The organism is Pigmentiphaga sp. CHJ604 (assembly GCF_036972535.1).
Classification (GTDB): Bacteria; Pseudomonadota; Gammaproteobacteria; order Burkholderiales; family Burkholderiaceae_B; genus Pigmentiphaga; species Pigmentiphaga daeguensis.
In genome coordinates, this window is record NZ_CP136998.1 from 1233463 (window position 1) to 1258137 (window position 24675).

General features: G+C 68.6%; 26 protein-coding genes. 17 read left to right on the plus strand and 9 right to left on the minus strand.

All coding sequences use genetic code 11. The features are described from left to right. The first annotated feature begins 151 nt into the window (after positions 1-151). From R4823_RS06000 to R4823_RS06020, 5 genes are read left to right on the plus strand one after another with little or no spacing between them, the layout of a single operon-like run. Positions 152-778, plus strand: coding sequence for a flavin reductase family protein (locus R4823_RS06000; RefSeq protein ID WP_087837092.1), 627 nt, complete (start codon positions 152-154; stop codon positions 776-778). A 22-nt stretch (positions 779-800) separates the two neighbouring features. Further along, positions 801-1634 (plus strand): hypothetical protein, encoded by an 834-nt coding sequence (locus R4823_RS06005; protein ID WP_087837091.1) that lies wholly within the window; start codon positions 801-803, stop codon positions 1632-1634. Positions 1635-1671: 37 nt separating this feature from the next. Continuing rightward, positions 1672-2688 (plus strand): tripartite tricarboxylate transporter substrate binding protein, encoded by a 1017-nt coding sequence (locus tag R4823_RS06010; protein WP_087837090.1) that lies wholly within the window; start codon positions 1672-1674, stop codon positions 2686-2688. Positions 2689-2703: 15 nt separating this feature from the next. Further along, positions 2704-3123: a 5-carboxymethyl-2-hydroxymuconate isomerase gene (locus tag R4823_RS06015; protein ID WP_338617928.1), complete on the plus strand. Its 420-nt coding sequence runs from the start codon at positions 2704-2706 to the stop codon at positions 3121-3123. Continuing rightward, positions 3120-3941 carry a DNA-binding transcriptional regulator gene (locus R4823_RS06020; protein ID WP_087837088.1) on the plus strand — a complete coding sequence of 274 codons (822 nt, stop codon included), beginning with the start codon at positions 3120-3122 and terminating at the stop codon, positions 3939-3941. The genes R4823_RS06015 and R4823_RS06020 overlap by 4 nt, the downstream gene beginning before the upstream one ends. A gap of 16 nt (positions 3942-3957) precedes the next feature. On the opposite strand, the gene R4823_RS06025 is transcribed toward R4823_RS06020, so the two are convergent. Continuing rightward, positions 3958-5484, minus strand: a complete 1527-nt coding sequence (locus R4823_RS06025) for a sulfatase-like hydrolase/transferase (protein ID WP_087837087.1) — start codon at positions 5482-5484, stop codon at positions 3958-3960. Further along, complete coding sequence (locus tag R4823_RS06030) at positions 5481-6443, minus strand: tripartite tricarboxylate transporter substrate binding protein (RefSeq protein WP_279816717.1); 963 nt, start codon at positions 6441-6443, stop codon at positions 5481-5483. Before R4823_RS06030 ends, R4823_RS06025 begins: the two co-directional genes overlap by 4 nt. Before the next feature lie 124 nt (positions 6444-6567). Between R4823_RS06030 and R4823_RS06035 the strand changes: the two genes are divergently transcribed. The 5 genes from R4823_RS06035 (at position 6568) to R4823_RS06055 (ending at position 11163) form a co-directional block, all read left to right on the plus strand. Then, a complete protein-coding gene (locus R4823_RS06035; protein ID WP_279816719.1) occupies positions 6568-7530 on the plus strand; it encodes a LysR family transcriptional regulator in 963 nt (320 codons plus the stop codon). 115 nt (positions 7531-7645) lie between these two features. Further along, entirely contained in the window at positions 7646-8305 is a 660-nt protein-coding gene (locus tag R4823_RS06040; protein ID WP_338617930.1) for a paraquat-inducible protein A, read from the plus strand. Then, positions 8302-8931 (plus strand): paraquat-inducible protein A, encoded by a 630-nt coding sequence (locus R4823_RS06045; protein ID WP_132979180.1) that lies wholly within the window; start codon positions 8302-8304, stop codon positions 8929-8931. The genes R4823_RS06040 and R4823_RS06045 overlap by 4 nt, the downstream gene beginning before the upstream one ends. Then, on the plus strand, positions 8915-10555 hold the full coding sequence (locus R4823_RS06050) for an MlaD family protein (protein ID WP_338617934.1): 1641 nt from the start codon (positions 8915-8917) through the stop codon (positions 10553-10555). Before R4823_RS06045 ends, R4823_RS06050 begins: the two co-directional genes overlap by 17 nt. Next, positions 10552-11163 carry a PqiC family protein gene (locus R4823_RS06055; protein WP_338617935.1) on the plus strand — a complete coding sequence of 204 codons (612 nt, stop codon included), beginning with the start codon at positions 10552-10554 and terminating at the stop codon, positions 11161-11163. Before R4823_RS06050 ends, R4823_RS06055 begins: the two co-directional genes overlap by 4 nt. 24 nt (positions 11164-11187) lie before the next feature. Here R4823_RS06055 and R4823_RS06060 read toward each other — a convergent pair whose 3' ends face one another. Genes R4823_RS06060 through R4823_RS06070 form a run of 3 tightly spaced genes read right to left on the minus strand, consistent with a single transcriptional unit; the run spans position 11188 to position 14182 of the window. Continuing rightward, positions 11188-12396 (minus strand): NAD(P)/FAD-dependent oxidoreductase, encoded by a 1209-nt coding sequence (locus R4823_RS06060; RefSeq protein WP_338617936.1) that lies wholly within the window; start codon positions 12394-12396, stop codon positions 11188-11190. Then, complete coding sequence (locus R4823_RS06065; RefSeq protein ID WP_087837079.1) at positions 12397-13593, minus strand: amidohydrolase family protein; 1197 nt, start codon at positions 13591-13593, stop codon at positions 12397-12399. Between the two features lie 10 nt (positions 13594-13603). Next, positions 13604-14182, minus strand: a complete 579-nt coding sequence (locus R4823_RS06070; RefSeq protein ID WP_087837078.1) for an amino acid synthesis family protein — start codon at positions 14180-14182, stop codon at positions 13604-13606. A 115-nt stretch (positions 14183-14297) separates the two neighbouring features. Here R4823_RS06070 and R4823_RS06075 point away from each other — a divergent pair, with 115 nt between their 5' ends. The 3 genes from R4823_RS06075 to R4823_RS06085 are packed head-to-tail and all read left to right on the plus strand — an operon-like array spanning position 14298 to position 16631. Continuing rightward, entirely contained in the window at positions 14298-14954 is a 657-nt protein-coding gene (locus R4823_RS06075) for a DUF4286 family protein (protein WP_165963045.1), read from the plus strand. Between the two features lie 16 nt (positions 14955-14970). Beyond that, positions 14971-15639 (plus strand): GntR family transcriptional regulator, encoded by a 669-nt coding sequence (locus R4823_RS06080; RefSeq protein WP_165963046.1) that lies wholly within the window; start codon positions 14971-14973, stop codon positions 15637-15639. A 29-nt stretch (positions 15640-15668) separates the two neighbouring features. Further along, positions 15669-16631, plus strand: a complete 963-nt coding sequence (locus R4823_RS06085) for a tripartite tricarboxylate transporter substrate binding protein (RefSeq protein WP_087837075.1) — start codon at positions 15669-15671, stop codon at positions 16629-16631. 1 nt (position 16632) lies between these two features. Here the strand turns inward: R4823_RS06085 and R4823_RS06090 are convergent, their stop codons facing one another. Continuing rightward, positions 16633-17379: a pseudouridine synthase gene (locus tag R4823_RS06090; protein WP_087837280.1), complete on the minus strand. Its 747-nt coding sequence runs from the start codon at positions 17377-17379 to the stop codon at positions 16633-16635. 113 nt (positions 17380-17492) lie between these two features. Between R4823_RS06090 and R4823_RS06095 the strand changes: the two genes are divergently transcribed. Continuing rightward, a complete protein-coding gene (locus R4823_RS06095) occupies positions 17493-18356 on the plus strand; it encodes an alpha/beta fold hydrolase (protein ID WP_087837074.1) in 864 nt (287 codons plus the stop codon). An 18-nt stretch (positions 18357-18374) separates the two neighbouring features. Here the strand turns inward: R4823_RS06095 and R4823_RS06100 are convergent, their stop codons facing one another. Continuing rightward, on the minus strand, positions 18375-18911 hold the full coding sequence (locus R4823_RS06100; protein ID WP_279816839.1) for a M23 family metallopeptidase: 537 nt from the start codon (positions 18909-18911) through the stop codon (positions 18375-18377). A 302-nt stretch (positions 18912-19213) separates the two neighbouring features. Here R4823_RS06100 and aroG point away from each other — a divergent pair, with 302 nt between their 5' ends. Next, positions 19214-20287, plus strand: a complete 1074-nt coding sequence (aroG, locus tag R4823_RS06105) for a 3-deoxy-7-phosphoheptulonate synthase AroG (protein ID WP_338617940.1) — start codon at positions 19214-19216, stop codon at positions 20285-20287. Between the two features lie 7 nt (positions 20288-20294). On the opposite strand, the gene R4823_RS06110 is transcribed toward aroG, so the two are convergent. Next, entirely contained in the window at positions 20295-20852 is a 558-nt protein-coding gene (locus R4823_RS06110; RefSeq protein WP_087837072.1) for a cob(I)yrinic acid a,c-diamide adenosyltransferase, read from the minus strand. A 63-nt stretch (positions 20853-20915) separates the two neighbouring features. Then, positions 20916-21692 carry an AraC family transcriptional regulator gene (locus tag R4823_RS06115; protein WP_087837071.1) on the minus strand — a complete coding sequence of 259 codons (777 nt, stop codon included), beginning with the start codon at positions 21690-21692 and terminating at the stop codon, positions 20916-20918. A 90-nt stretch (positions 21693-21782) separates the two neighbouring features. Here R4823_RS06115 and R4823_RS06120 point away from each other — a divergent pair, with 90 nt between their 5' ends. Next, the gene (locus R4823_RS06120; RefSeq protein WP_338617942.1) at positions 21783-22277 is read left to right on the plus strand and encodes a tripartite tricarboxylate transporter substrate-binding protein; all 495 of its coding nucleotides are present in this window, start codon (positions 21783-21785) and stop codon (positions 22275-22277) included. 35 nt (positions 22278-22312) lie between these two features. Then, on the plus strand, positions 22313-24643 hold the full coding sequence (locus R4823_RS06125) for a molybdopterin-dependent oxidoreductase (RefSeq protein WP_338617944.1): 2331 nt from the start codon (positions 22313-22315) through the stop codon (positions 24641-24643). Positions 24644-24675: the final 32 nt, after the last annotated feature.

The window sequence follows — 24675 nt, forward strand, 5'->3', positions numbered from 1 at the left end:
GAAAGCCCGGCGGCGGCCGAGCTTTCCACTGGGAGAAAAGTCGGGAAATGTCGATGGACAGCGTGCCGCGCGGGTTCGTATATTTTTCGCGAACCGCACGCGGCGGACCGTCGCCGCTGCGCCCGTCACCCGCTACCCCCATCCCGCCGCCATGTTTCTCGATCCCGAGACCGCACCCGGTTTCAAGCGCAGCCTGTTCAACGCCATCGTCGCGCCGCGGCCGATAGGCTGGATCAGCTCCCTCAGCGCCACGGGCGTGGCCAACCTCGCCCCGTTCTCGCATTTCAATCTCGTCTCCACCGCGCCGCCGGTGCTGATCTTCTCGTGCAACGCCGCGGGCGACCGCCCGGAGAAGGACACGCTGGCCAACGTCCGCGCCACCGGGGAATTCGTCGCCAACCTGGTCACCTGGGACCTGCGCGAGGCGATGAACCAGACTTCGCTGAACGTGCCGCACGGCACCGACGAGTTCGCGCTGGCGGGGCTGGAGAAGCTCGCCAGCGTCAAGGTTCGCCCGCCGCGCGTGGGCGCCTCGCCCGCCCATCTCGAATGCACGCTGCTGCGCATCGTCGAGATCGAGCCCGAGCGGCCCGGCGAGACTCGCAGCTCGGTGGTATTCGGCCGCATCGTCGGCGTGCACCTGGACGAGGCGTTCATGACGGCACAGGGCCATTTCGACGTCGCCCGCACGCGTCCGCTGACCCGTCTGGGCGGCTCGCAGTATTCCTCCGTCGGCGAACTCGTCGAGCTGTCCCGCCCCAACCCTCCGCTCAACTGAACGACACGCTACGAATCCAGCCATGGCAAGCGACAACGACTCCACGGTGCTGCGCGACGCAGACCTGATCGACCTGGACAACCCGCTGACGGCCGGTGGCCGGCGCATCGGCCGTGCCCAGAATTTCTCGGTCGAATGGATAGACAGCACCCAGCCCCATGCGGCGCGCAGCGAGCACGAACTGCTGCTGTTGCTGCCGGGCGCGGGCGCGCACATCGAGTACGAAGGGGGACGGGCCGATGCGCCCGGCCGTTCGCTGTGCATCGTGCCGGCCGGGCGCTGCACGGTCACGCTGGATGCGCCGGGTCCGGGCATTCTGATCGCCAGTTCGCGCCCGGACCTGGCGGAGCAGGATTACCTGAACGCCGTGGAGCACGATCCGCGCGTCGTCGCCTCGACCCCGGCGTTCCGCCGCGTGCGCAAGGCCGGCGAGCTGGTCGTGATTCCCGTCGACGATATCATTGCGCCACCCGACAAGAAGCGCCTGAAGATGCTGCAGACCGATACCCTGAGCATCAACTGGGTCGAATACGACGGTCCGCGCGACCGCACGCAGCTCAGCCCCCACAGCCACGCGCGCTTCGAGCAAGGCTCGCTGGCCATCGAGGGCGAGTTCGTGCACCACCTGCGCACGCCTTGGGGCAACGACGCGACGCGCTGGCGCGACGACCTGCATGTGCAGGCCGATCCGCGCACGTTGCTGGTGATCCCGGTCAATCTGGTCCACACCACGGAGGGCGTCGGACCGGGCTACCACCTGCTGATCGACGTGTTTTCACCGCCACGGCGCGATTTCATCGCGCACCATTGGATCTGCAACTCGGCCGACTACGAGGATCCGGCCGCCGGCGCCTGAGGCGCGCCACCCATAACGATTCATTCCTGGAGACATCATGTACCGTTCCGAGCTTTCGGCGGCGCGCGCTTGCCCACGCGCCGTCCGTACCGCCGCGCGCCTGCTGGGCGCCGTTTTCGCGCTGCTGGCCGCCGCGCCGTCGCAGGCCCAGGGTCCGTATCCCACCCAGCCCGTGACCATGCTGATCGGTTATCCGCCCGGCGCCATCGTCGATACCGTCGCGCGCCAGTTGGCGGCCGTGTTGGCCCCCATGCTGGGCCAGGCCGTCGTGCCCGAGAACAAGGGTGGGGCGGCGGGCCTGGTCGGCGCCAACCTCGCCTCCAAGGCCAAACCCGACGGCCATACCATCCTCTTCACCGCCTACACCTCGTTGCAGATCGCCGCGGCCACCAACCAGGGACTCAGCTTCGATCCGGTCAACGGCCTGCTCCCGGTGGCCTCGGTGGGGCGGCCGACCACGCTGTTGCTGGTTGGCGCCGATTTTCCGGCCAAGACCTTCGAGGAGTTCGTGGCGCTGGTCAAGAGCCGGCCGGGCATCTACAACTTCGGCACCAGCGGCATCGGTTCGCCCAACCATTTCGCGCTGGAGCACCTGAACGCAGCCTTTGGCCTGAAGATGACCGCGGTGCCGTACAAGGGCGCGGCCCAGATGCTGACCGACATGCTGGGCGGCCGGGTGCAGGCCATCTTCGGTTCCTCGTCGCTGGCCGCCGGCCATCTGCAAAGCGGTACCGTGCGGGCGCTGGCCATCGGTTCGCCCGATCCCAGCCCCGCCTTTCCCAGGCTGCCGGTGATCGCCCGCAGCGGCGCGCCGGGCTTCAATGCCAGCGGTGCGCTGGGCGTGTTCGCCCCGCCCTCCACGCCGCCCGAGGTGGTCGAGCGCCTCAATACGGCCATCAATGCCGCACTCAGGGATCCCGCGGTCCAGAGCAAGCTGGGCGAAGAGGGGATCATCCTGGACGTGCAGAGCGCTGCGGATTTCGGCAAGAAGTATCGTGGCGAGGCGCGGGACATCGCAGGTTTCATCCAGCGCCATCAGTTGCGCATCCAGTAAGCCAGGGGGACAGACATGCCGCATCTGTGGATGGAGTATTCCGACAACCTGGAGTCGCACGTCGATATCGACGCGCTGCTCGATGACATACACCGCGAGGTGGCGGCCGACGGTGTCTTTCCGCTGGCCGGGCTGCGTACCCGCGCGGTGCCGGTCCGGCGCTACCGCATCGCCGACGCCCACCCCGACAACGTCTTCGTGCATCTTGTCCTGCGCACGCTGCCTGGCCGGGATCCGCAGGTAAAGAAGGCGTCGACCGACCGCTTGTTCGCTGCCATCCTCGCACGATTCAAGCCCTTGTCCGACCGTTTGCCCATTGCTATCTCCATGCATGTGGAAGAAGCTTCGCCCGATCTTGGCTACCGCCTCAGCACCTATCGCCAGCACATGGCGGCGCGCGCCGCGGCCGGTGCCGCCGAGGCGCGGCCGGCATGACCCGGCCGCATCCGGACGCGCCGGACGAACGCGCCCGCGGCGGCATCCGCAGCGTGGAGCGGGCGATCGAGCTGTTGCAGGCCCTGAACCGGCAGTCGGTATCGAGCATCGACGATCTGCACCGGCGCACCGGCATACCCAAGTCCACGATCGCACGGCTGCTGCGCACGTTCGAAGCCAAGGGGCTGGTGGCGCAATCGGTGCGGTTCGGCGCGTACTACCTCGCCTCGGGCGTGGCGTCGCTGTGCTGCGGCTACAACCACCAGCCGCAGGTGATCGAGGTGGCTACGCCCGTGTGCGACGCGCTGACGCGCGAATTCAAGTGGCCGGTCACGCTGGCGCTGCTGGACATCGACGCGATGGTGGTGCGCTACAGCACCATTCCGCAGTCGCCGCTGTCGCTGCTGCATTCGTCGATCAACCTGCGGCGCAGCCTGGTGGGGCGGGCGCTGGGCCTGGCCTACCTTGCATTCTGCGATCCGCAGGAGCGCGAGTTCATCCTGGACGTGGTGCGCCGCACGGGCCGCGAGGAAGACGCGCTGGCGCATGACCCCGAGGGGCTGGAGCGCCTGCTGGAGGAGACCCGGCGGCAGGGGTACGCCCTGCGCGTGCCCGAGCTCAGCCAGCAGTCCTGCACGCTGGCTGTTCCGGTTTTCCACCATGGCGGCGTCGCCGCCACGCTGGGTCTGACCTGGTTTTCGTCGGTGATGACATCGGTCGAGGCGGTGGATCGCTATCTGGCCAGGCTGGTCGAGTCGGCCGATCAGGTTTCCAGGGGGCTGGGCCGGTTCAAGCCCGAGTCTTCCCGGGAGCCCTAGGATTGGGGCCGCCGTCTCAGGCCACGCCCGAAGCCGGCAGCCGCTCGGGCCGCCGGTCATCGGGCCGCTCGCGCAGCATGTCCAGCAGTTCCCGCCGCCGGCCCGCGTAGCCAGGGTCGTCGAACAGGTTGTCCATCTCGTCCGGATCGTCGGCCAGGTTGTACATCTCGCCCGCGCCGCTGCCCTGTTCGTGCGTGAGTTTCCAGTCCCGGGTGCGTACCGTGCGCAGCTTCAGTTCCACGCCGCAGCGCGAGGCCGCTACGTCCCATTCGCTCAGGGCATAGTCCCGGCCGGCGTCCGCGCCTTCCAGCAGCGGCCGCAAGCTCCGGCCGTGCTGCGGCCCCAGCGCGGCGGTGTTCGCGTAGTCGAACATCGTGGCCGCGAGGTCCAGGGTCGAGACCGGATCGCGCACCTGCACGCCGGCTTGCACGCCCGGCCCGCGCGCCACCATGGCCACGCGCAGCAGGCCTTCGTAGGCCATGGGTCCCTTGAGCATCAGGCCGTGGTCGCCCAGCCATTCGCCGTGGTCCGAGGTGAAGACGACCAGCGTGTCGCCGTCCAGTCCGTACTCGTGCAAGGCCTTGAGGATGCGGCCTACCTGGTGGTCCACCAGCGAGATCATTCCGTAGTAGTTGGCGATGATGTTGCGCAGCTGGGCATCGGGCTGGGTGGGGATGCGCGAGAAGTTCTGTCGCAATGCCTGGACCTCGGCGCTGCCCACCGGCCGGCTTTCCATGGCGGCGCGATGCCACCAGGGGCGCCGATCGTAGTCGGTGGAACGGTGGCGGGGCAGGTCCACGTCGTCCGGATGATGCAGCCGGGACCAGGGTTCGGGGCAGTCGAAGGGATGGTGCGGATCGGGGAACGAGGCCCACAGGCAGAAGGGCTCGTCGCGATGCGCGCGCAGGTATTCGATGGTCCGGTCGCCGATCCAGGTCGAGTTGTGCCAGGCCACGGGCAGGGCCGAGTTGAAGGTTTGCGGCGCGCCGCTGGGTGGTCCCAGGTCGGTCTGGTAGAGGCGGTTGCGCATGTCCCCCAGCCCGTCGCCGTAGTACCAGCGAGAATGGTGCAGGCCGCCGGGCAGCGGCGTGGGCAGCCAGTAGTTGTGGCCTTCGACGACCAGTTCCACGTGGCCGAAGCCCATGTAGGGACCCGACCAGTCGGGCCCCAGTTCGGCCTCGGTGTGCTGGCACTCGGGCCGGCCGGTGCGGGCGAATGTGTGGTGCGTGGAGAAATGTGCCTTGCCGATGAAGCCGGTGGCGTATCCCGCCGCGGCCAGGCTGCCGGCGAAGCCGGCTTCGCCCGTGCGCTCGTCCAGGTCGATGCCGTTGTCGCAGACGCCGTGGGTCAGCGGCAGCAGGCCGGTCAGTATCGATGCCCGTGATGGCTGGCATACCAGGTTGGGCGTGATGCACGACGAGAAGTGCGTGCCGGTGCGAGCCAGCTCGTCGATGTGCGGCGTCTTCACGCGCCGTCCGGCAAAGCCCAGGCAGTCGCCCCGGTGCTGGTCGGTGGTGATGAGCAGGATGTTGGGGCGCTTCATGGCTTGCTTTGCTGGCTCTTGATCTTGGCGATGACGGGGACGAGGCGGCGAGTGTCCGCGGCGATGCGCTCGCGCAGCTCGCGCGGGCCGCCTTCGCCCGCCGCCAGGCCCTGGGCCTGCAGCTTGTCGCGCACCTGCGGATTGCGCAGCACCGCCTGGACGGACGCGGTCAGCTTGTCGATCACCGCCGCCGGCGTGCCGGCCGGCGCGAACAGGCCGAACCAGCTGTCGAAGGTGAAGCCCTTCACCTTGTCCTTGAGCATGGGCAGGTCAGGCAGGTCGGGGATGGGCGTGGCCGCCGTGTTGGCCAGCCCCTGGACCTTGCCGCCCCGGACCGGCTGGATGGCCGTGCTGGCGGCCAGGAACATCATGTCGATGTGGCCGCCCATCACGTCCACGAAGCCCTGGGGCGCCGCCTTGTACGGCACGTGCTTGAACGACACGCCGGCCTCCTGTTCGAACAGCGCCATGCCCAGGTGGTGGGTGGAGCCCTCGCCGCCGCTGGCGTAGGTGATCGTGTCGGGGCGGGCGCGCGCCTGCTCCAGCAGTTGTTCGACCGATTTGAACGGCGCCGTGGGCGAGGCGACCAGCACGTAGCGCAGGGTGGACAGCGTGGCGACCGGTTCCAGGTCCTTCTGCGGCTGGTACGGCATTTTCTCCATCAGGAAGGGCACCGCGGCGAAGGAGGCGTCGATGCCCAGCAGCAGGGTATAGCCGTCGGGCGCGGCCTTGATCACCGCCTGGGTGCCGATGATGGTGGCGCCGCCGGGCTTGTTCTCGACGATGATGGGTACGTTCCACTGCTTGCCGAGCTGTTCGGCGACCAGCCGGCCCACCATGTCGGCGGCGCCGCCGGGAACCGAGGGCACGACCAGCGTGACGGGGCGGTCGGGATAGGCGGCCTGGGCACCGGCCGCGAAGGCGAGGGCGGCCACGAGGCCGGTGGCGGAATTCAGCATGATCGTCTCCTTCGATGCGTCCGTTCCTGGTGGCGGACGCTTCATCTGCGGCAGATGATGGCCGATCTCGATCATTGCGGTCCAATGATATATTTGGCCATCAACATATCAAAATTGGTATGTAATGCCCGATGCTTCCGAGACCGCGCTGCGCGCGGACTGGTACCTGCGCGGCCGGCTCCGGCTGCGCCACCTGCGCCTGATGGTGGTGATGGACGACGTGCGCAACGTGGGCGAGGCCGCGCGCCGCATGGCCACGACCCAGCCGGCGGTCTCCAGGATGTTGGCCGAGCTTGAGGGCATGGTCGGGGCCAGGTTGTTCGAGCGCACCTCGAAAGGGACCTTCCCGACGCTGCACGGCGCCTCGATGATCCGGCACGCGCGCTGGGTGCTGGGCGACCTCGAACGCATGGGACGGGAATGGTCCGAGCCCGGCGGCCTGGGCGTCGAGACCCTGAGCGTGGGCATCAACTCGTCCTCCGCCGCCTTCCTGGTCCCGCGCACGCTGTTGCGGCTCGAGCGCCGGACGGCGGGGGTCAACGTGCTGGTGCGAGAAGGTTCGATCGAGGCGCTGCTGCCCGATCTCCAGACCCGCAAGCTGGACCTGGTGGTGGCGCGGCTGGGGGCGGGCACGGCCGGTGCCGGACTCTCCACGCGCATCCTGGGTGAAGAGCCGATGTGCGTATGCGGGTCGGCCAGCCACCCGCTGGCATCCAGGAAACGGCCGTCCTGGAAGGACCTGGCGGCCTATCCGTGGATCCTGCCGCCGCGCGGCAGCCCGGTGCGCGCGGGGCTGGACATGCTGTTCCAGCGCGAGGACGTCCGTCCGGCCTCGCGGGTGGAATCGGCCTCGGTGCTGAACAACATGGTCCTGATGGACAACAGCCAGGCCTTGTCGGTGATGCCGCGCGCGGTGGCCGCCTATCATGCGCGCCGGCATGCGCTGGCGATCCTGGCGGTGGAGTTGCCACCGGTGTTCGGCCCCATCGGGGTGATACGCCATGACAGCCTGGAACCGTCGCCCGCCATGCTGGCCCTGGTCGAATGCCTGGAGGAAGAGGCCCGGGCCCTGTCCCAGGCGCCGTGAGGCGATGCGCGGCCGCGGCAATCTGCGATATCATGGCGCAGGCATATACATACAGTCTTGTCTGTAAGTGTCTTCTTGCCCAATCCGCCCGCGGCGGAAGCGGACAGCCCTCTTCATGTCCAACTATTCCGATCCTCGCGCCGACACGTCGCTGAAGCTGTGCGAACACTGCGATGCCGTGTTCCGCCGGATCCGGCTCGACCCGGGCGAGCGGGCCTATTGCCCACGTTGCGGGTCCGAGCTCTACCGGAACAACGAACGGCGCTACGGAGTCCTGTTGCCGGTGGTGCTGGCCAGCCTCATCGTCTTCGTCTGCTGCAACGCCTTCCCCATCGTCACGATGGAGATCCAGGGCCTGAGCACGCGCACCACCGTCTGGGGCGCGGTCCGGGTACTGGCGCGGGAGGACATGCTGTCGGTCTCGACCCTGGTCTTCGTCACGACCATCCTGATGCCGCTGGTCGAACTGGGCCTCCTGGCCTACCTGCTGGTGCCGCTGTGGCTGGGCCGGATCCCGGCCGGCTTCGGCCCGGTGGTGCGCCTTGTCCGGCTGGGGCGGCCGTGGGGCATGATCGAGGTCTTCATGCTGGGCATCGTGGCATCGCTGGTGAAATTGTCCGCGATGGCGACCGTGATCCCCGGCGTGGCGCTGTGGGCGTTCGGGGCGCTGACGGTGCTGCTGGCGATCGTGGTCAGCTTCGATCCGGCCGACCTGTGGGAGCATGCCGAGGCCATCGAGGCCGGCCATCCGTCTCCCGCGGAGCACCGGCCATGAGCCCGGTGCGCACCGCGGCACAGGCGGGCGTGATGGAGTGCCCGCAGTGCTCGGCCATCCATCCCCGCCGGCGCGGCGGCTTCGCGTGCGACCGCTGCGGTGCGGCGCTGCACCTGCGCAAGCCCGACAGCCTGCGCCGCACCTGGGCCTTCCTGCTGGCCGCCATGGCCCTGTACCTGCCGGCCAACATCCTGCCCATCATGACCACCGGCACGCTGCTGGGCTCGCAGACCAACACCATCCTGAGCGGCGTCGTCTACCTGTGGCAGGACGGCTCCTATTTCGTCGCCGCCGTGGTTTTCTGCGCCAGCATCGTCATCCCCATCTTCAAGCTCATCGTATTGCTGATGCTCGTCATCACGGCCCAGGCGCGTTCGACCTGGCGGCCGGTCGAACGCACCCGGCTGTACGGCATGGTCGAGGCCGTGGGGCGCTGGTCCATGGTGGACGTGTTCGTCGTCGCGCTGCTGGCTTCGCTGGTGCGCCTGGATGCGCTGGCCACCGTCCGGCCCGAGCCCGGCGCGATCGCGTTCGGTGCCGTGGTCGTGCTGACCATGCTCGCTTCGATGAGCTTCGATCCTCGCCTTATCTGGGACCCCATAGACGCCCATGACAACCAAGCCTGATACTCCCGCTGACGTCACGCCGGGCGAGCCGGCGCGCCGCCGGCCCAACCGGTGGCTGCCGTCGCTGGTCTGGCTGATTCCCATCGTCGCGGCCATCGCCGGCCTTTCGTTCGCGGTCAACAGCTGGTATGCCCGCGGGCCGACCATCGACATCACCTTCCGCTCGGCCGAAGGCATCGAGGCGGGCAAGACCAAGGTCCGCTACAAGGACGTGGACATCGGCCAGGTGAAATCCATCCGCCTGGCCGAAGACCGGTCGCACGTCATCGTCGAGGTCGAGCTGACCTCCGATGCCGCCAACTTCGCCGTCGAGGACAGCCGCTTCTGGGTGGTCAAGCCGCGCATCGCCGCCAGCGGCGTCAGCGGCCTGGGCACGCTGCTGTCGGGCGCCTACATAGGCGTGGACGCCGGACGTTCGCAGGAGCGCGAGGACTCGTTCACGGGCCTGGAAGTGCCGCCCATCGTGACGGCCGACACGCCGGGCAAGCAGTTCGTCCTGCACGCCGGCGACCTGGGCTCGCTCGACATCGGTTCGCCGGTGTACTTCCGCCGCGTCAACGTGGGCCAGGTCGTGGCCTATGACCTGGACCAGAACGGCAAGGGCGTGACCGTGCGGGTATTCGTCCGGTCGCCCTACGACAGCTTCGTCACCACCAGTTCCCGCTTCTGGCATTCCAGCGGCGTCAACCTCAAGCTGGACGCCGACGGCCTGAAGCTGCAGACCGAATCGATCTCCACCGTGCTGCTGGGCGGCGTCTCGTTCATCGACTCGCCCCACCTGCCGCCGGGGCAGCCGGCGCAGGACGATGCCGTGTTCCAGCTTGCCGGCAACCAGGACGACGCGCTCAAGGTCGACGACGGTCCGGCGACCAGCGTGGTGATGTACTTCGAGCAATCGGTCCGGGGCCTGTCGCCCGGTGCGCCGGTCGACTTCCGCGGGGTGGTGATAGGCGCCGTCCGCTCCATTGGCATCGAGTTCGACCGGTCCACCAATTCCTTCCGGCTGCCGGTGGTGGTGGACTTCTATCCCTCGCGCCTGGGCTTGCGCCGGCCCGGCGAGCCGGGCGCGCTGGATGCCGACGCGGAGCGCCGCCTGACGGACGCGCTGGTGCGCCGCGGCATGCGCGCCCAACTGCGCAACGGCAACCTGCTGACCGGTCAGATGTACGTCGCCATCGATTTCTTCAAGGGTGCGCCGCCGCCGGCCAACATGGGCCGCAGCCACGGCCTGGACGAATTCCCGACGATACCGGGCGCCTTCGATGAATTGCAGGGCAAGCTGGCCGACATCGTGGACAAGATCGGCAAGGTGCCGTTCGACGCCATCGGCCGTGACCTGACGGCGGCGCTGGCCGGCATGCGCGAGACCATGGCGTCCGCCGACAAGCTGGTGAAGCGGCTGGACGGCCAGGTCGCCCCGGAGATCGTGGCGACGATGGAGGACGCGCGCAAGACGCTCAAGGCCGCCGAAGGCACGTTCTCGGCGGATGCCCCCATGCAGCAGGACCTGCGGCGCGCGTTGCGGGAACTGATGCGCACGGCCAATTCGCTGCGCCTGTTGACCGACTATCTGGAAGAGAACCCGCAGTCACTGCTGCGTGGAAAGCCCAAGGAAGAACGATGAAGACATTCGTGCTGGCCACGGCGGCGCTGGCCGCGGGACTGTCGGGTTGCGCCGCGCCGGTGGCGCCCGACGTCTACACGCTGCAAGCCCCGTCCCGGGACGCGGCCGCCGCGCCCTCGGCCGGACCGGCCATGGTGATCGACCTCGCCCCGGTGGCGCTGCCCGAGCGCCTGCGCCGTCGCCAGATCGTGCTGCGCGAGGATGGCGCGAAGATACAGATGCTGGAAGGGCAGCGGTGGTCCGCCACGCTGGGCGACGAATTGCAGGATGCCCTGTCCTCGGCGCTCCAGGGCCGGCTGCACGCGGTGGACGTGGCCAAGGGCGGGGTGGCGGGCAAGCCCGCCTATCGCATCAACGTCGAGTTCTCGCGCCTGGACGCGCGCCTGGGCGGACCGGTCGAGGCCACGGTGGCGTGGTCGGTCAAGCCGTCGGCCGGCGGCGCGGGGCAGGTCTGCCTGGGCCGCTTCGAGCAGGCCGCGGCCGGCGGGTCGGTCGCCGACGTGGTGGCGGCCCACCAGGGGCTGGTCGCCCTGGTGGCCGATGCCATCGCCGCCAGCGTGCGCGCGGTGCCGGGCGGGGGCCCGGCGCCGTACTGCGCGGCGGGATAGGGCCGGCGAACCGGTCCGGGCGCCTCAGGCGATCGTCCTGGCCTTGCGCACGCTGTCGATCAGCGAGCTGCGCAGCAGGAACTGGCGGTGCCGCTGCGGATCGTCGGCGATCCTGCGGATGTCGTCCAGCGCCTGTGCGCGCACGGCGGGATCCTTCTCCTCCAGGCGCTTCTTGTTGTTGACCGTCTGCTGCTGCACGAACTCGATGTTCATCTGCCGGCGCCGGCGCTCGTAGCGATCGAAGACCGACGCGTCTTCCTCGCCCCGCTCGACGGCGGCCAGCATGTCGACCAGTTCCATGGCGTCGTGGATGCCGCAGTTCAGCCCCAGGCCGCCGATGGGGTTGTTGACGTGCGCGGCGTCGCCCGCCAGGAACACCCGGCCCTGCCGGAAGCGCGCCGCCACCCGCTGGTGGACGCGGTAGATGTTACGGTGCAGCACCTCGTAGGGCTCGGCCCTGGGGAACACGTGGGCAAGGCGGCGGGCCACCGCGGCGTCGCTCAGGGCCTCTTCGTCGGTCTCGTCCACGCCGGACGGAAACACCGCGCGCCAGCGCCCCTGCATGTCGTCCCCCGAGATCTTGAACAGGTTCGTCCAGGCGTCGGGGTGGGCGAGGTAGTTGCGGTAGCAGCAGCCCATCAGGCGCTCGAAGTCGTCCTTGACCGTGATGACGATGAAGCGCTCGGGCCAGGTCATGCCTTCGAACGGGATGTCCAGCGCCTTGCGCAGCGCGCTGCGGCCGCCGTCGGCCGCGATCACGTAGTCGGCCTCGATGCGTACCTCTCCGCCGGGGGCCTGGGCGGTCAGGGTCACGCCGTCCCCGGACTGCGCGACCGCCGTGATGCGATGCTCGAAGTGGGCCGCCGCGTCCGCGTACGTGCGCAGTTTCTCGATGCCCATGTTGCCGAGCTTGTGCTGCTCGGTCTGCACGACGAAGGGGTAGGGCGTGTCGTCCTTCAGGATCTCGTGGTCGAACTGGGCCACCATGGACTGCGCGGCCTGGTCCCAGAACTGGAAGTAGCGCGCCGTCAGGCCTTCCTTGACGAAGCGGTCGATCAGCCCCACGCGGGCGATCATCTCCAGGGTCGAGCTATGGGTGGTGGCGGCGCGGGGGCTGTCGTCCACGCGCGACTCGGCTTCGTACAGCGAGACCCGGAAGCCCTGCTGGACGGCGGCCAGCGCCGCGACGACACCGACCGGCCCGGCGCCCACGATGGCGATGTGCTTGCTCATTCAATGGCCTCCGGTGGAGTAGTCCTGGGGAATGTCGCAGCGGGCCACGCGGACCGGGCGGTTGCCGGCCGGGGTGTTGCGGCTCTTGCCGACGAAGCGCGGAACGCCGGCGGTCACGACGGCCGACACCGCGGCGATGTCGCCGTTGCGCAGGGCATCGAGCGGATCGTCCTTGGATCCGCCCACGCAGGCGTCCAGCAGGACCACGTCGGCATCCTTGCCCGGCTTCAGGAAACCGCTGTTGATGCCGTAGACCCGGGCGTTGTTGCCGGTTGCCGCCGCGATGGCCCATTCCACCGGCATGTCGGTCAGGCTGGCCAGGTGGGTGATCGTGTACATCATGCCGAGCGGCATGATGCCGCTGCCGGTGGGCGTGTCGGTGGCGATCAGGAAACGGTCGAACTGGTCGGCCTTGCGCACCATGTCGCCCAGCATGAGCGTGGTGCGCAGGTTGCCCGCGGTGCAGACCTGCAGCGCGATCTCCGACTCGTACACCATCTTCGGAAAACCCTCGTCGGGCATGGCCACGGGGCCGCCGTTGACGTGGAACGAGACATGCGGGTTCATGGCGATCAGGTGCTCGGCCCAGATGCCCGACGAACCGGGTATGGACGAGCCGCCGGTATGCACGGTGGTGATCATGCCGTGCTTGCGGGCCCAGCCTATGGCCTGCACGTAGTCGTACGGGGTCTTGACCGCGCCGAAGCCGGCCTTGGCCAGCCAGACGCCCTGCGCGGCGATGTCGGCGAAGTCCTGTTCCACCAGGCCGGGTTCGATGATGATGGAGCCCGCATATACCCGCATGCCGCCCGGACGGTAGTCCTGGAAGCAGCGCTGGGCGGCCACCGCCAGCGCCTTGACGCCGGCCGGATCCTTGGGGCGGCCGGGCGTGTGCACTTCCGAGGCCGTGATGCCGGTGGTGACGCCGCCGTGCACGTAGCTTTCCAGGAAGCCCACGGTCTTCTGCCGCGGCGTGTAGTCGCCGAAGGTGTTGTGCACCTGCGAGTCGATTAGGCCCGGAATGGCGGTGGTGCCGGCCGCGTCGATGACCACGTCGGCGCTTTCGACTTCCGCAGGACTCAGCGTGCCGACCTTGGAGATCAGCCCGTCCTGCATCAGGATGGCGTCGCCCGAGGCATAGGGCTCGCGCCATTCGCCGGTCAGTATCCGGCCCAGGTTGACGATGGCGAGTTTCATCGTGTGCTCCTCAAACGAGTCCGTCCTTGCCCTGCACGTCCCGCAGCCGCAGGCCGCCCACGCGCGCGTTGAGCCGCTCGCGGTTGGAGACGGCGAACACCAGCGCGATTTCGTCGGGCAGGGGGCCGTCGGCGAAATACAGCGTCATGGCGTTATAGAGCGAGCGCACGTACAGCGCATCCTTGGAGGCCAGCGGCACGTCCAGCACCGTGCCCGGTCCGCCGATCTTGGTCACCGACGAGATCCAGGCCTTGCCGCCGCCGATCTCCTTGCGCAGGGGTTCGGCCGACGCCGTCGTCAGCAGCGCGTTGGCATGTTCCTGTTCCCCGCCCAGCCCCACGACGCCGGCCTTGCCGTACGACAGGATCGGATGGTCGCCATAGGCCGCGCGCAGACGGGCGGCCATGCGGGCGCCCAGTTCGGGGCTGGCCTCGATCATGGGCGACAGGTCTTCCACATATCGGCCGGCGTAGGGGTTTTCCACGAAGGCCACGATGGCCGCCTTGCGCAGCGATCCGTCGGCCGGCCGGCCGGCTTCCTCGAGCTTCTCTTCCACGATCGCCTGCCACCTGCGTACTTTCAATTGCATGTGTCGCTCCTGACGTCAGCCACCCTCGGCGAGGGTTTCAAATTCTTGTTGAACCGAATGTTCGACGATGTTATTGTCATACAATCATAAAGTCAATGAAGGTCAGGAGGACGCCATGCGCGGACGCGCCATTCTGTTCTCGGAAATGAAACCGGCCCCCGAGTGGGAGGACAGGTTCAACCACTGGTACGACACCGAGCACATCCCCATCCGCATGGGCCTGCGCGGTTTCGTCAGCGCCCAGCGGTACGCCGCGCCCGAGCGCAACTACCTGGCCGTCTATGAAATGGACGATCTGGCCGCGCTGCGCACCGTCGCCTACCAGGCCATCAAGCAGCATCCTTCCGAGGAAACGGCGTGGATGCTGCGCAACGTCTCCGGATTCACCCGCTACCTGTGCGAGGAAATCGGCAGCGCCGGCGACGCCTCGCCCGAAGCCCTGAATGCCCCGGTGCTCTATCCCGTGTGGTTCAACGTGCCCACGGAACACCTGGACGATTTCGACGCCTGGTACGAGCAGGATCACGTGCCGCTGCTGCTGGAATGCCCCCAGTGGCGGACGGTGCGGCGCTTCCATGTCAAGGACGGCGAGCCGGGCCGCTACAACCGGCTGGCGCTGCACTACCTGGACGACGTCGGCGCGCTGGAGTCGCCGGCCCGCGCGAAGGCCCGCGCCACGCCCTGGCGCGAGCGCCTCGCCGCCCAGCCCTGGTTCAAGGGGACATACGACCTGTTCGACCGCCACCAGGCCCGGCAACTGCCGCCGCTGTAACCGGAGACACGATCCCATGGACCTGAAGATCTCTCCGCGCTCGGTGCAACAGGAAACGGTGCGCCTGGTCCGCGAAGCCATCACCAGCGGCTACTTCAAGCCGGGCGAACGGCTGGTCGAGGCTAAGCTGTGCAGCCTGCTGGGCGTCAGCCGCACTTCCGTGCGCGAGGCGCTGCGGGTGCTGGCGACGGAAAAGCTCATCACCATCGTGCCCAACAAGGGGCCGTCGGTGGCCGAACTGAGCTGGGAAGAGGCCGAGAACATCTATCACCTGCGCGCGCTGCTCGAAGGCGAGGCCGCCGCGCTGGCGGCCGGGCGCGTCAAGCAGGACGACCTGCGCCGCATGCGCGAGGCGCTCGACATCTTTGCCGCCGCCGTCGACCAGCAGGACTGGAAGACGCGCATCTCGGCCACGGCGGATTTCTATGAAGTGATCATCCAATGCTGCGGGAACGCGGTCATGGGCGAGGTACTGCACGGCCTCTTGACACGCATCAACTTCCTGCGGGCCCGGACCATGGCCAGCCCCGGCCGCGCCAAGCACAGCGTGCGCGAGCTCGAGGCCATCTATGGCGCGCTGGAGAAGGGCGATGCCCGCGAGGCGCGCGCCGTGGCCGTGGCGCACGTAAAGGCGGCCGAAGCCGAGGCACGCGACGTCTATCGGGAAATGAATCACGCAGCCTGATTTTTCAACCACGCACGTCGGGGAATGGCATGAAAATGAAGTGGCGATTTGCAGGGGTTCTTCTTTCGCTGACCATGGCGGGGGCCGCGCATGCGGCATGGCCCGAGCGCGCGATCACGCTGGTCGTGCCGTTCGCCGCCGGCGGCAATACCGACAGCATCGCGCGGATCACCGCCGAATGGCTGACCACGCAGCTCAAGCAGACCGTGGTGGTCGACAACCGCCCGGGGGCCAACGGCGCGATCGCCGCGGACTACGTCGCGCGCGCCCGGCCCGACGGCTACACGCTGTTCATGGCCACCTTGCCGCAGATGGCCATCGTTCCGGCCTTGCAGAAGGTCCGGTACGATCCCATCAAGGACTTCGCGCCGGTGTCCATCGTGGCCACCAACGAGTTCGCGCTGGCGGTCCATCCCGGCTTCCCGGCCAAGAGCCTGCCGGAACTGGTGGACTACATCAAGGCGCGGCCGGGCCAGGTCGCCTATGCCTCGGCGGGCAGCGGCTCGGTCAGCCATTTGACGATGGCCATGTTCGTCAAGCGCGCCAGCCTGTCGATGATCCACGCCCCGTATCGCGGCGGCGCGCCGGCCATCGCCGACGTGGTGGGCGGGCAGGTGCCCATGTACTTCGCCAACGTCGCCGAGGTCCTGCCCTACGTCAAGAGCGACAAGCTGCGCGTCGTGGCGGTATCCGGCGAGCGCCGGTCGACCGACCTGCCTTCGGTCAAGACGGTGGCCGAGCAGGGCTATCCCGGGTTTTCCACGGAAACCTGGAACGGCATCGCCGCGCCGGCGGGCACGCCTCGCGAGGTGATCGACCGCATCGCCGGCTCGCTGGCGGAAGCGGGCAAGGACGCGGGGTTCGCCGCGAAGCTGGCGGCCATCGGAGTATCGGTACTGTGCAATACGCCCGAGCAGTTCGCCCGCAAGCTGGCCGACGACAACAAGGTGTGGGCCACGGCGGTCAAGGAATCGGGCGCGTCGCTGGACTGAATCAGAACCGTTCGTCGGGCCGAAGATAGCGCCATTGCCCCGGCGGCAGGTCGCCCAGCGCCACGCCGCCGATGCGCACGCGCTTCAGTCCCACCACCTTCAGGCCCACCAGTTCGCACATGCGGCGGATCTGGCGTTTCTTGCCCTCGCGCAGCGTGAAGGACAACTGGTCGTCGTTCTGCCAGCGAACCTTGGCTGGCCGCAGCGGCTTGCCGTCCAGCGACAGGCCATGGTTGAGCCGCTTCAGGTCGCTGTCGGGCAGGCGTCCCGGACGGGTGTATTGCACGCGGACCAGGTATTCCTTGTCGACGGTGGAGTCCTCGCCGATCAGGTGCTTGGCGATGCGGCCATCCTGGGTCAGTACCAAGAGGCCCACCGAATCGATGTCCAGCCGTCCGGCCGGCACCAGGCTGCGCAACTGGCTGGGCTGGAAGCGGATGGGCGAGCGGTCTCCGGTCCATCGCGTGCTGGCCTTGACCAGGGTCACGGCAGGCTGGTAGCCGTCCTCGGCCTGGCCGCTGACATAACCGACCGGCTTGTTCAGCAGGATGGTGACCCGCTGCGCCTGTTCGGCGCTGGCCTGGCGTTCGATGGTGATCTTCTGGTTCGGCAGCACCTTGCTGCCCAGCACCGACACCACCGCGCCGTCCACGCGCACCCAGCCGCGGCTGATCCATTCATCCGCCTCCCGGCGGGAGCAGAGTCCCAGTTCGGACATGCGTTTGGATAGGCGGACGGGTTCGGACATGCTGGCCACGGTCAAGAATCGGTGCAGAGGCGCTAGTGTAGTGGATGGGACCGTGGCCGCCGCCGCGACGGGTTAAGCTTGCGCCTTTGTCGGCCAGCTTCCGCCCCTCCGTCATGAGCGACATCGATCCCATCCTGTTCCCGAACGACGACCGTGCCCAGGCCGAGGCGGCCATCGCCGCCATGGATGCCGCCACCGTCCGCCACGAGGCCGAGCATGCCGGCACGCGCGTCGTCTGGCGCTCGGCCGGGCAGGGGAGTCCGCTGGTGCTGCTGCATGGCGGGCACGGCAGCTGGCGGCACTGGATACGCAACCTGGGGGCGCTCGCGCAACGCCACACCGTATGGGTGCCCGACATGCCGTCGTTCGGCGAATCCGGCACGCTGACGCCGCCCGCCGACCTGCCCCACCTGGTGGCGACCACTGCGGCAACGCTGGACCAGCTCGTGGGAGCGGACACGCCGATCGACCTGGCCGGCTTCTCGTTCGGCGGCCTGTGCGCGGCCCACCTGGCCGCGCGGCGCGGGCGCGTGGCGCACCTGGCCCTGCTGGGCGCAGCCGGCCATGGCACGCCGCGCCGGCAGAAGGCCGCGATGGTCAACTGGCGGCTGGCAAGCGGCGAGGCGGCCCTGGTCGAGGACCTGCGCCACAACCTGCGCGCCCTGATGCTGCACGACGAAAGCAGCATCGACGCGCTGGCCGTCGCGGTGCACCGCCAGGCCTGCGAGGCCACGCGCTTTCGCAGCAAGGCCCTGTCGCAGAGCGGCCCCACCAAGGGCATCCTGGACGGCTTTTCCATGCCCATCCTGTTCGCCTGGGGCGAGCACGACGTGACCGCGTATCCGGACCGGGTGGGGCCGTGGTGGGTCGACGGCCGGCCCGAGCGCCAGTGGCGCGTGATTCCCCATGCCGGGCACTGGGTGCAGTTCGAGCAGGCCGAGGCGACGAACCGGATGCTGCTGGCCTTTTTCGGCTGAGCACGCACGAAGGCGCCCTCAACGCCCGGCCAGCAGCGGATACGGATTGATGGCGCCGCCGGCCTCGTAGATGCCGTAGTGCAGGTGGGTGGGCGTGCCGCGCGCGTTGCCGCTGTTGCCCACGTAGCCCAGCGGCATCCCGGCCTGGATGCGCTGGCCCGACCGCAGGTCGGCATAGCGTTCGAGGTGGGCGTAGTAGTGCATCTGCCGGCCCGGGCCCATGACCCACACCGTGTTCCCGCCCAGCGTATTGGTGCCGATCCGGGTCACGATGCCTTCCGTGGCCGACAGCACGGCGGTGTTGCGGCGGGCGAAAATGTCTATGCCTTCGTGGTGCCGGCCGTCGGCGCGCGGGGCGTTCCAGGTGTCCCGCAGGTCGCGCGGACGCACCCCCTCGACCGGCACCGGCAGGCGCGAGGGGGCGGGCATCGCCGCCAGTCTCAGTCCGTACAGGGGGATTTCCAGTGCCGGGCGGACGACGGGCCAGCCCAGCCACAGCGCCGCGGCCGCCAGCGTCCAGGCAAGCAGCCGGGGGCGCCGCCGGCGGGGCGGCATCCAGGTGTGGGAAGCGGGCGTGGCCATGGTTTCCGCCGTCCGCAAGAACGGTGCCCGCTACTTGCCGAAGCGGCCGGCCCCTGCTACGATATATTTTATGAACTACGCTTCCACGTATTTTTACTTTTACTTTTTTGGATTTCCAAAGCCGCTGGCGGAGGAAAGGAAGCGTCGTATCTAACGGATTCCTGCCCCAAAAAAGCCGCCAGCGTCCTGGCGGCTTTTTTTGTGCCTGGACGAAACGGTGGGGCGAACCCCCCAAGACATGCATACCAGACATCATTGAAATCCAGGAGAGGATCGTGTCCCACAACACCGACGACTTGCGCATTCGTGAAATCAAGGAGCTGGCTCCGCCTTCGCACCTGATGCGCGAGTTTCCCTGCACCACCAACGTCTCGGAGACGGTCTACTCCACCCGGCAGGCGCTGCACCGCATCCTGCACGGCATGGACGACCGCCTCGTGGTGGTGATCGGGCCGTGTTCCATCCACGACACCAAGGCCGCCCTGGAATACGCCTCCCGCCTGAAGGCCGAGCGCGACCGTTTCGCCGGCGAGCTCGAGATCGTGATGCGGGTGTACTTCGAGAAACCGCGCACCACGGTCGGCTGGAAGGGCCTGATCAACGATCCCGACCTGGACGGCAGCTTCAACATCAACAAGGGGCTGCGCACCGCCCGCCAGTTGCTGCTGGAGATCAACGCCCTCGGCTTGCCTGCGGGGTGTGAATATCTGGACATGATCACGCCCCAGTACATCGCCGACCTCGTCTCCTGGGGGGCCATCGGCGCGCGCACCACGGAAAGCCAGGTCCACCGCGAACTCGCCTCCGGCCTGTCGTGTCCCGTGGGCTTCAAGAACGGGACCGACGGCAACATCCGCATCGCCGTCGATGCGATCAAGGCGGCGTCCCAGCCCCACCATTTCCTGTCGGTGACCAAGGGCGGCGTGTCGGCCATCGTGTCCACCAACGGCAACGAGGACTGCCACGTCATCCTGCGCGGCGGCAAGGCGCCCAACTACGACGCCGCCAGCGTGGAAGCCGCCGCCCAGGACATGGCCAAGGCCGGCCTGGCCCAGCGCGTGATGATCGATGCCAGCCATGCCAACAGCAGCAAGAAGCCCGAGAACCAGCCCCAGGTGCTGGACGACGTGGCGCGCCAGATGGAAGCGGGCGACAACCGCATCATCGGGGTGATGGTGGAAAGCCACCTGACGGCCGGCAGGCAGGACCTGGTTCCCGGCAAGCCGCTGGTCTATGGCCAAAGCATCACCGACGGCTGCATCGACTGGGATACCTCGGTGCAGGTGCTCGAGCGCCTGGCCCGGGCGGTGCAGGCGCGCCGGCTGGTGGCGACCAGCAGCGGCAAGTAGGCCGCGGCTAGAGGCCTCGGGTACGGCCCGAGCGCCACAGGACTTCCGGCGCGCCGGCATCCTGGTTGATGGCGCGGGCCAGTACGAACAGCAGGTCCGACAGGCGGTTCAGGTATTGCCGCGGCGGCGCATGGACGGTCTCGACGCCGGCCAGCGCCACCACGCTGCGTTCGGCTCGGCGGCATACGGTACGGGCCATGTGGGCCAGGGCCGCCGGCCGGCTTCCGCCGGGCAGCACGAATTCGCGCAGCGGCGGCAGCCGGGCGTTGTAATCGGCCAGCAGGCCGTCCAGGTGCGCCACGCGCGCCTCAGTCAGCAGGACGTGGCCGGGCATGCTGAGTTCTCCCCCCAGGTCGAACAGATCGTGCTGGATGTCCAGCAAGTCGTGCGCGATGTCCTGCGGCAAGGCTTCGGTCGCCAGCAGGCCCACCGCGCTGTTGAGTTCGTCCACGTCGCCGATGGCCGCGATGCGCGGCGAGTCCTTGGCCACGCGCGGTCCGGTGGCCAGGCCGGTGGTGCCGTCGTCGCCGGTGCGCGTGGCGATCACGCTCAATCGATGTCCCATGAATGCTCCATGATCAGGGTCCCTGTGCATGCCCCTGTGGGCATCGCCGTGCGTGGATTGTAGTCAGGGCGTTTCCGCTTTCCTTCTCTTCAACTGGCTGGGCGAGTATCCGTAGAATTGCCTGAAAGCGTGGGAATAGGCGCCTTCGCTGGAATAGCCCAGCTCGACCGCGATATCGAGCATTCGGCGGCCCTGGCCGTGCAGCTCGAGCGCGCGTGTCATGCGTGCATGATTGCGCCACTGCTGGAACGACAGTCCGGTCAGCTTCACGAAGATGCGCTGCATCGTCTTCTCACTGGCTCCGGCCTGCGCCGCCCATTGCGCCAGCGTCCTGCCATCCGACGGGTCGGCCTCCAGCGCCCGGCAGATCTGGGCGATGCGCGCGTCCTCGGGAATGGGCAGGCCGGCTGCCACGCGCGGGGCCCGGCGGATCTCGTCCAGGATCACCCGGGTCTTCCAATGGCGCGATGAGGCGTCGGCGTGCGAAGCGTCCCAGCGTCCCGCGTCGAAGATCAGTTCCCTGAGCAGGGGGCTGATTCCCGTCACGGCAAAGGCCGGCTCGGCATATACGGCCGCATCGATATACACGCTGTGGTACCGGTAGGGGCGCTCCATCAGCACCGCGTGGGGAAGGTCGGGAGGGATCCAGGCGGCTCGGCTGGGGCCCAGCCGGACCAGGTGGTGCCCGGTCTGGAGCAGCGTGGCGCCACGCTCGGGATACAGCAGCTGTCCGCAGGCGTGGGTGTGGAGCGAGGTTTCGCCGGCCTGGCCTTCGCGCACGACGACGCGCAGCGGCTCGCCCGCCATGTCGACGGGCAGGGGCACGGGCAGCAGGGTCATATGTCGGTTCTTCGCCGAAAACTGACGGTTTCTCGCCAGTGGAAGAAGCGGGCGATTCCTATAGTGCCGGGGATTCCACGGAGGAACGTCATGTCGAAAATCACTCGTCGGCGGTTGGGCGCGGCCTTGGCCGTCGCGGGGGGGGGCTGGAGCGCGGCCGGCCACGCGCAACGCTATGCTGAAAAGCCTATCACCATCGTGGTCGCCTATCCACCTGGCAGCGACACCGACGTCATGGCGCGTCCCTACAAGGGCGTCGCGCCGTCCGTGACCGACGTCGTGGCGGGCCACATTCCGGTCGCGCTTGTGACGATCGGGCCGGTCAGGCAGTATCTCAAGGCAGGCAAATTGACGGCCATCGCGGTGGCGGATCCCGACCGCACGCCGTTCCTGCCGAATGTGCCTTCCATCGCCGAGTCCGGGTTTCCCGACGTGCGCCTGTGCGCCTGGAACGCGTTCTTCGCGCTGGCGGCATGGTCGGCCGTGCCGGCGGGGGGCTCGCCCGCAAAGCTCGGAGCCCGGGTGGCCGCCGACTACCGGCAGTTGGGGCGGCTGATCGACGAATTGAAGATCCAGGCCGACTGACGGCCGGCGATCGTTCCATCTTCCCAGGAGGACACGTGGCGACCCGAACCATACAGACCGCCTCGCATTGGGGCGTCTACGACGTGGTGACCGACGAGCAAGGCGCCATCGTCGATACCGTGCCGTTCCGCGCCGACCCGCATCCGGCCAGCTTCGTGCGGGGCCTGCCCGAGATCGTGCGCGGGCCGCTGCGGATCGACCAGCCCTATGTCCGGGCGGGCTACCTGCGCCATCGCAACGGCCAGGGGCGCGGCGGCGACGCCTTCGTGCCCGTCGGCTGGGACCAGGCCCTGGGCCTGGTCGCCGACGAGCTGGCCCGGGTCAAGGCCGAGCACGGCAACGAGGCCATCTACGGCGGTTCGTATGGCTGGGCCAGCGCCGGCCGGCTGCACCACGGGCCCAGCGTGCTCAAGCGTTTCCTGGGCCTGCACGGCGGCTACGTGGACAAGCGCGGCAACCATAGCTTCGGCGCCGCGCTGGGCATCATGCCCTACGTCCTGGGGCGCTCGGACATCACCAATCTGGTGGCATCGTGGCCGGAAGTCATGGCCTCGACCGAACTGATGGTGATGTTCGGCGGCGCCGCCCTGAAGAATACCCAGCTCGACCCCGGCGGCGCGGTGGTGCACGACAACCCCGACTGGTACCGGAACACAGGAAGCGGCGGGCCCGTGTTCGTGACCATCAGTCCGTCGCGCGCGGACCAGCCGCCCGCGTCCCGTTCGGAATGGATGCCCATCCGCCCGCATACCGATACCGCGATGATGCTCGGCATCGCCCATACGCTGGCCTCGGAAGGCCTGCACGACCGGGAGTTCCTGGCCAGCCATTGCGAAGGCTACGCGCGCTTCGAGGCCTATCTGCTGGGCCGCGACGGCGGGCCGCCCCGCAGCGCGGAGTGGGCGGCGGCCATCACCGGCATTGCGGCCGGCCAGATCCGCGCGCTGGCCCGCAGGATGGCGGGCAGCCGCACCATGGTGAACCTGAGCTGGTCGGTGCAGCGCGCCGATCACGGCGAGCAGCCGGTGTGGATGCTGGTCACCCTGGCCGCGATGCTGGGGCAGATCGGGCTGCCGGGCGGCGGCTTCAGCATCGGCTTCGGCGCGGTCAACGGCATGACGGCGCCACGCGTCGAGGGCATGCCGCGCCCGACGCTGCCGCTGGGGCCCAATGCGATCAAGACCTACGTGCCGGTGGGCCGCATCGCCGACATGCTGCTGCATCCCGGCAAGCAGATCGAGTGCTTCGGCCGGGCCATCACGTTCCCGGACATCCGCCTGATCTATTCCATAGGCGGCAACCCCTTCCACCACAACACCAACCTGAACCGTTTCCTGCGCGCCTGGCAGGCGCCGGAAACGGTCATCGTCCACGAGCCGTGGTGGAACCCCGCCGCCCGGCATGCCGACATCGTGCTGCCGGCGACCACCACCATGGAGCGCAACGACATCCTGGCGCACGAGAACTCCCCTTATTGGATGGCCATGCGGCAGGTCATTCCGCCGGTGGGGCAGGCGCGCAACGACTTCGACATCCTGGCCGAGGTCGCGGGGCGCCTGGGTTTCGAGGCGGCCTATACCGAAGGGCGCGACGAGATGGGCTGGCTGCGCCACATGTACGAGGTCGCGGCCGCCAAGGCCCGGGAGTCGGGCTACGCGCCGCCGGCGTTCGATGCGTTCTGGCAGGCCGGCCAATTCGCCTTTCCCCAGCCCGAGACCGGCTGCGTGCTGCTGGACGATTTCCGCCGCGATCCCGGGGGCCATCCGCTCGCCACGCCCTCGGGCCGGATAGAGGTCCATTCGCGCACGATCGAGGGCTATGGCTACGCGGACTGCCCGGCCCATCCCGCATGGCTGGAGCCGGCCGAATGGCTGGGCGGCGCGCAGGCCGCGCGCTATCCCCTGCACCTCCTGTCCAACCAGCCGGCCACCCGGCTGCACAGCCAGCTCGATCCGGCGCAGGCCAGCCGCGCCAGCAAGGTGGCCGGGCGCGAGCCCATCGCCCTGCATCCCGACGACGCGGAGGCGCGGGGCATCCGGGAAGGCGACGTGGTCCGCGTGTTCAACGACCGCGGGGCCTTCCTGGCGGGAGCCGTGCTGGCCGGGCACCTGATGCCGGGCGTCGCGCAGATCGCCACCGGGGCCTGGTACGACCCGCTGCAAGGCGGCGAGCCCGGTTCGCTGGACAAGCATGGCAATCCGAACATGGTGACGCTCGACAAGGGCACGTCGAGCCTGGCGCAGGGCTCGATGGCGCAGACCGCCCTGGTCGAGATCGAGCGCGTTGACGACGCGCCGCCGGTCACGGCCTTCGTGCCGCCGGCGGTGCGGCGGTGCGGCGGGCCTGATTGGGGGGGCAGGGCGTAAAATCTGGGGGATCCACCCTCAGGCTGTCGATT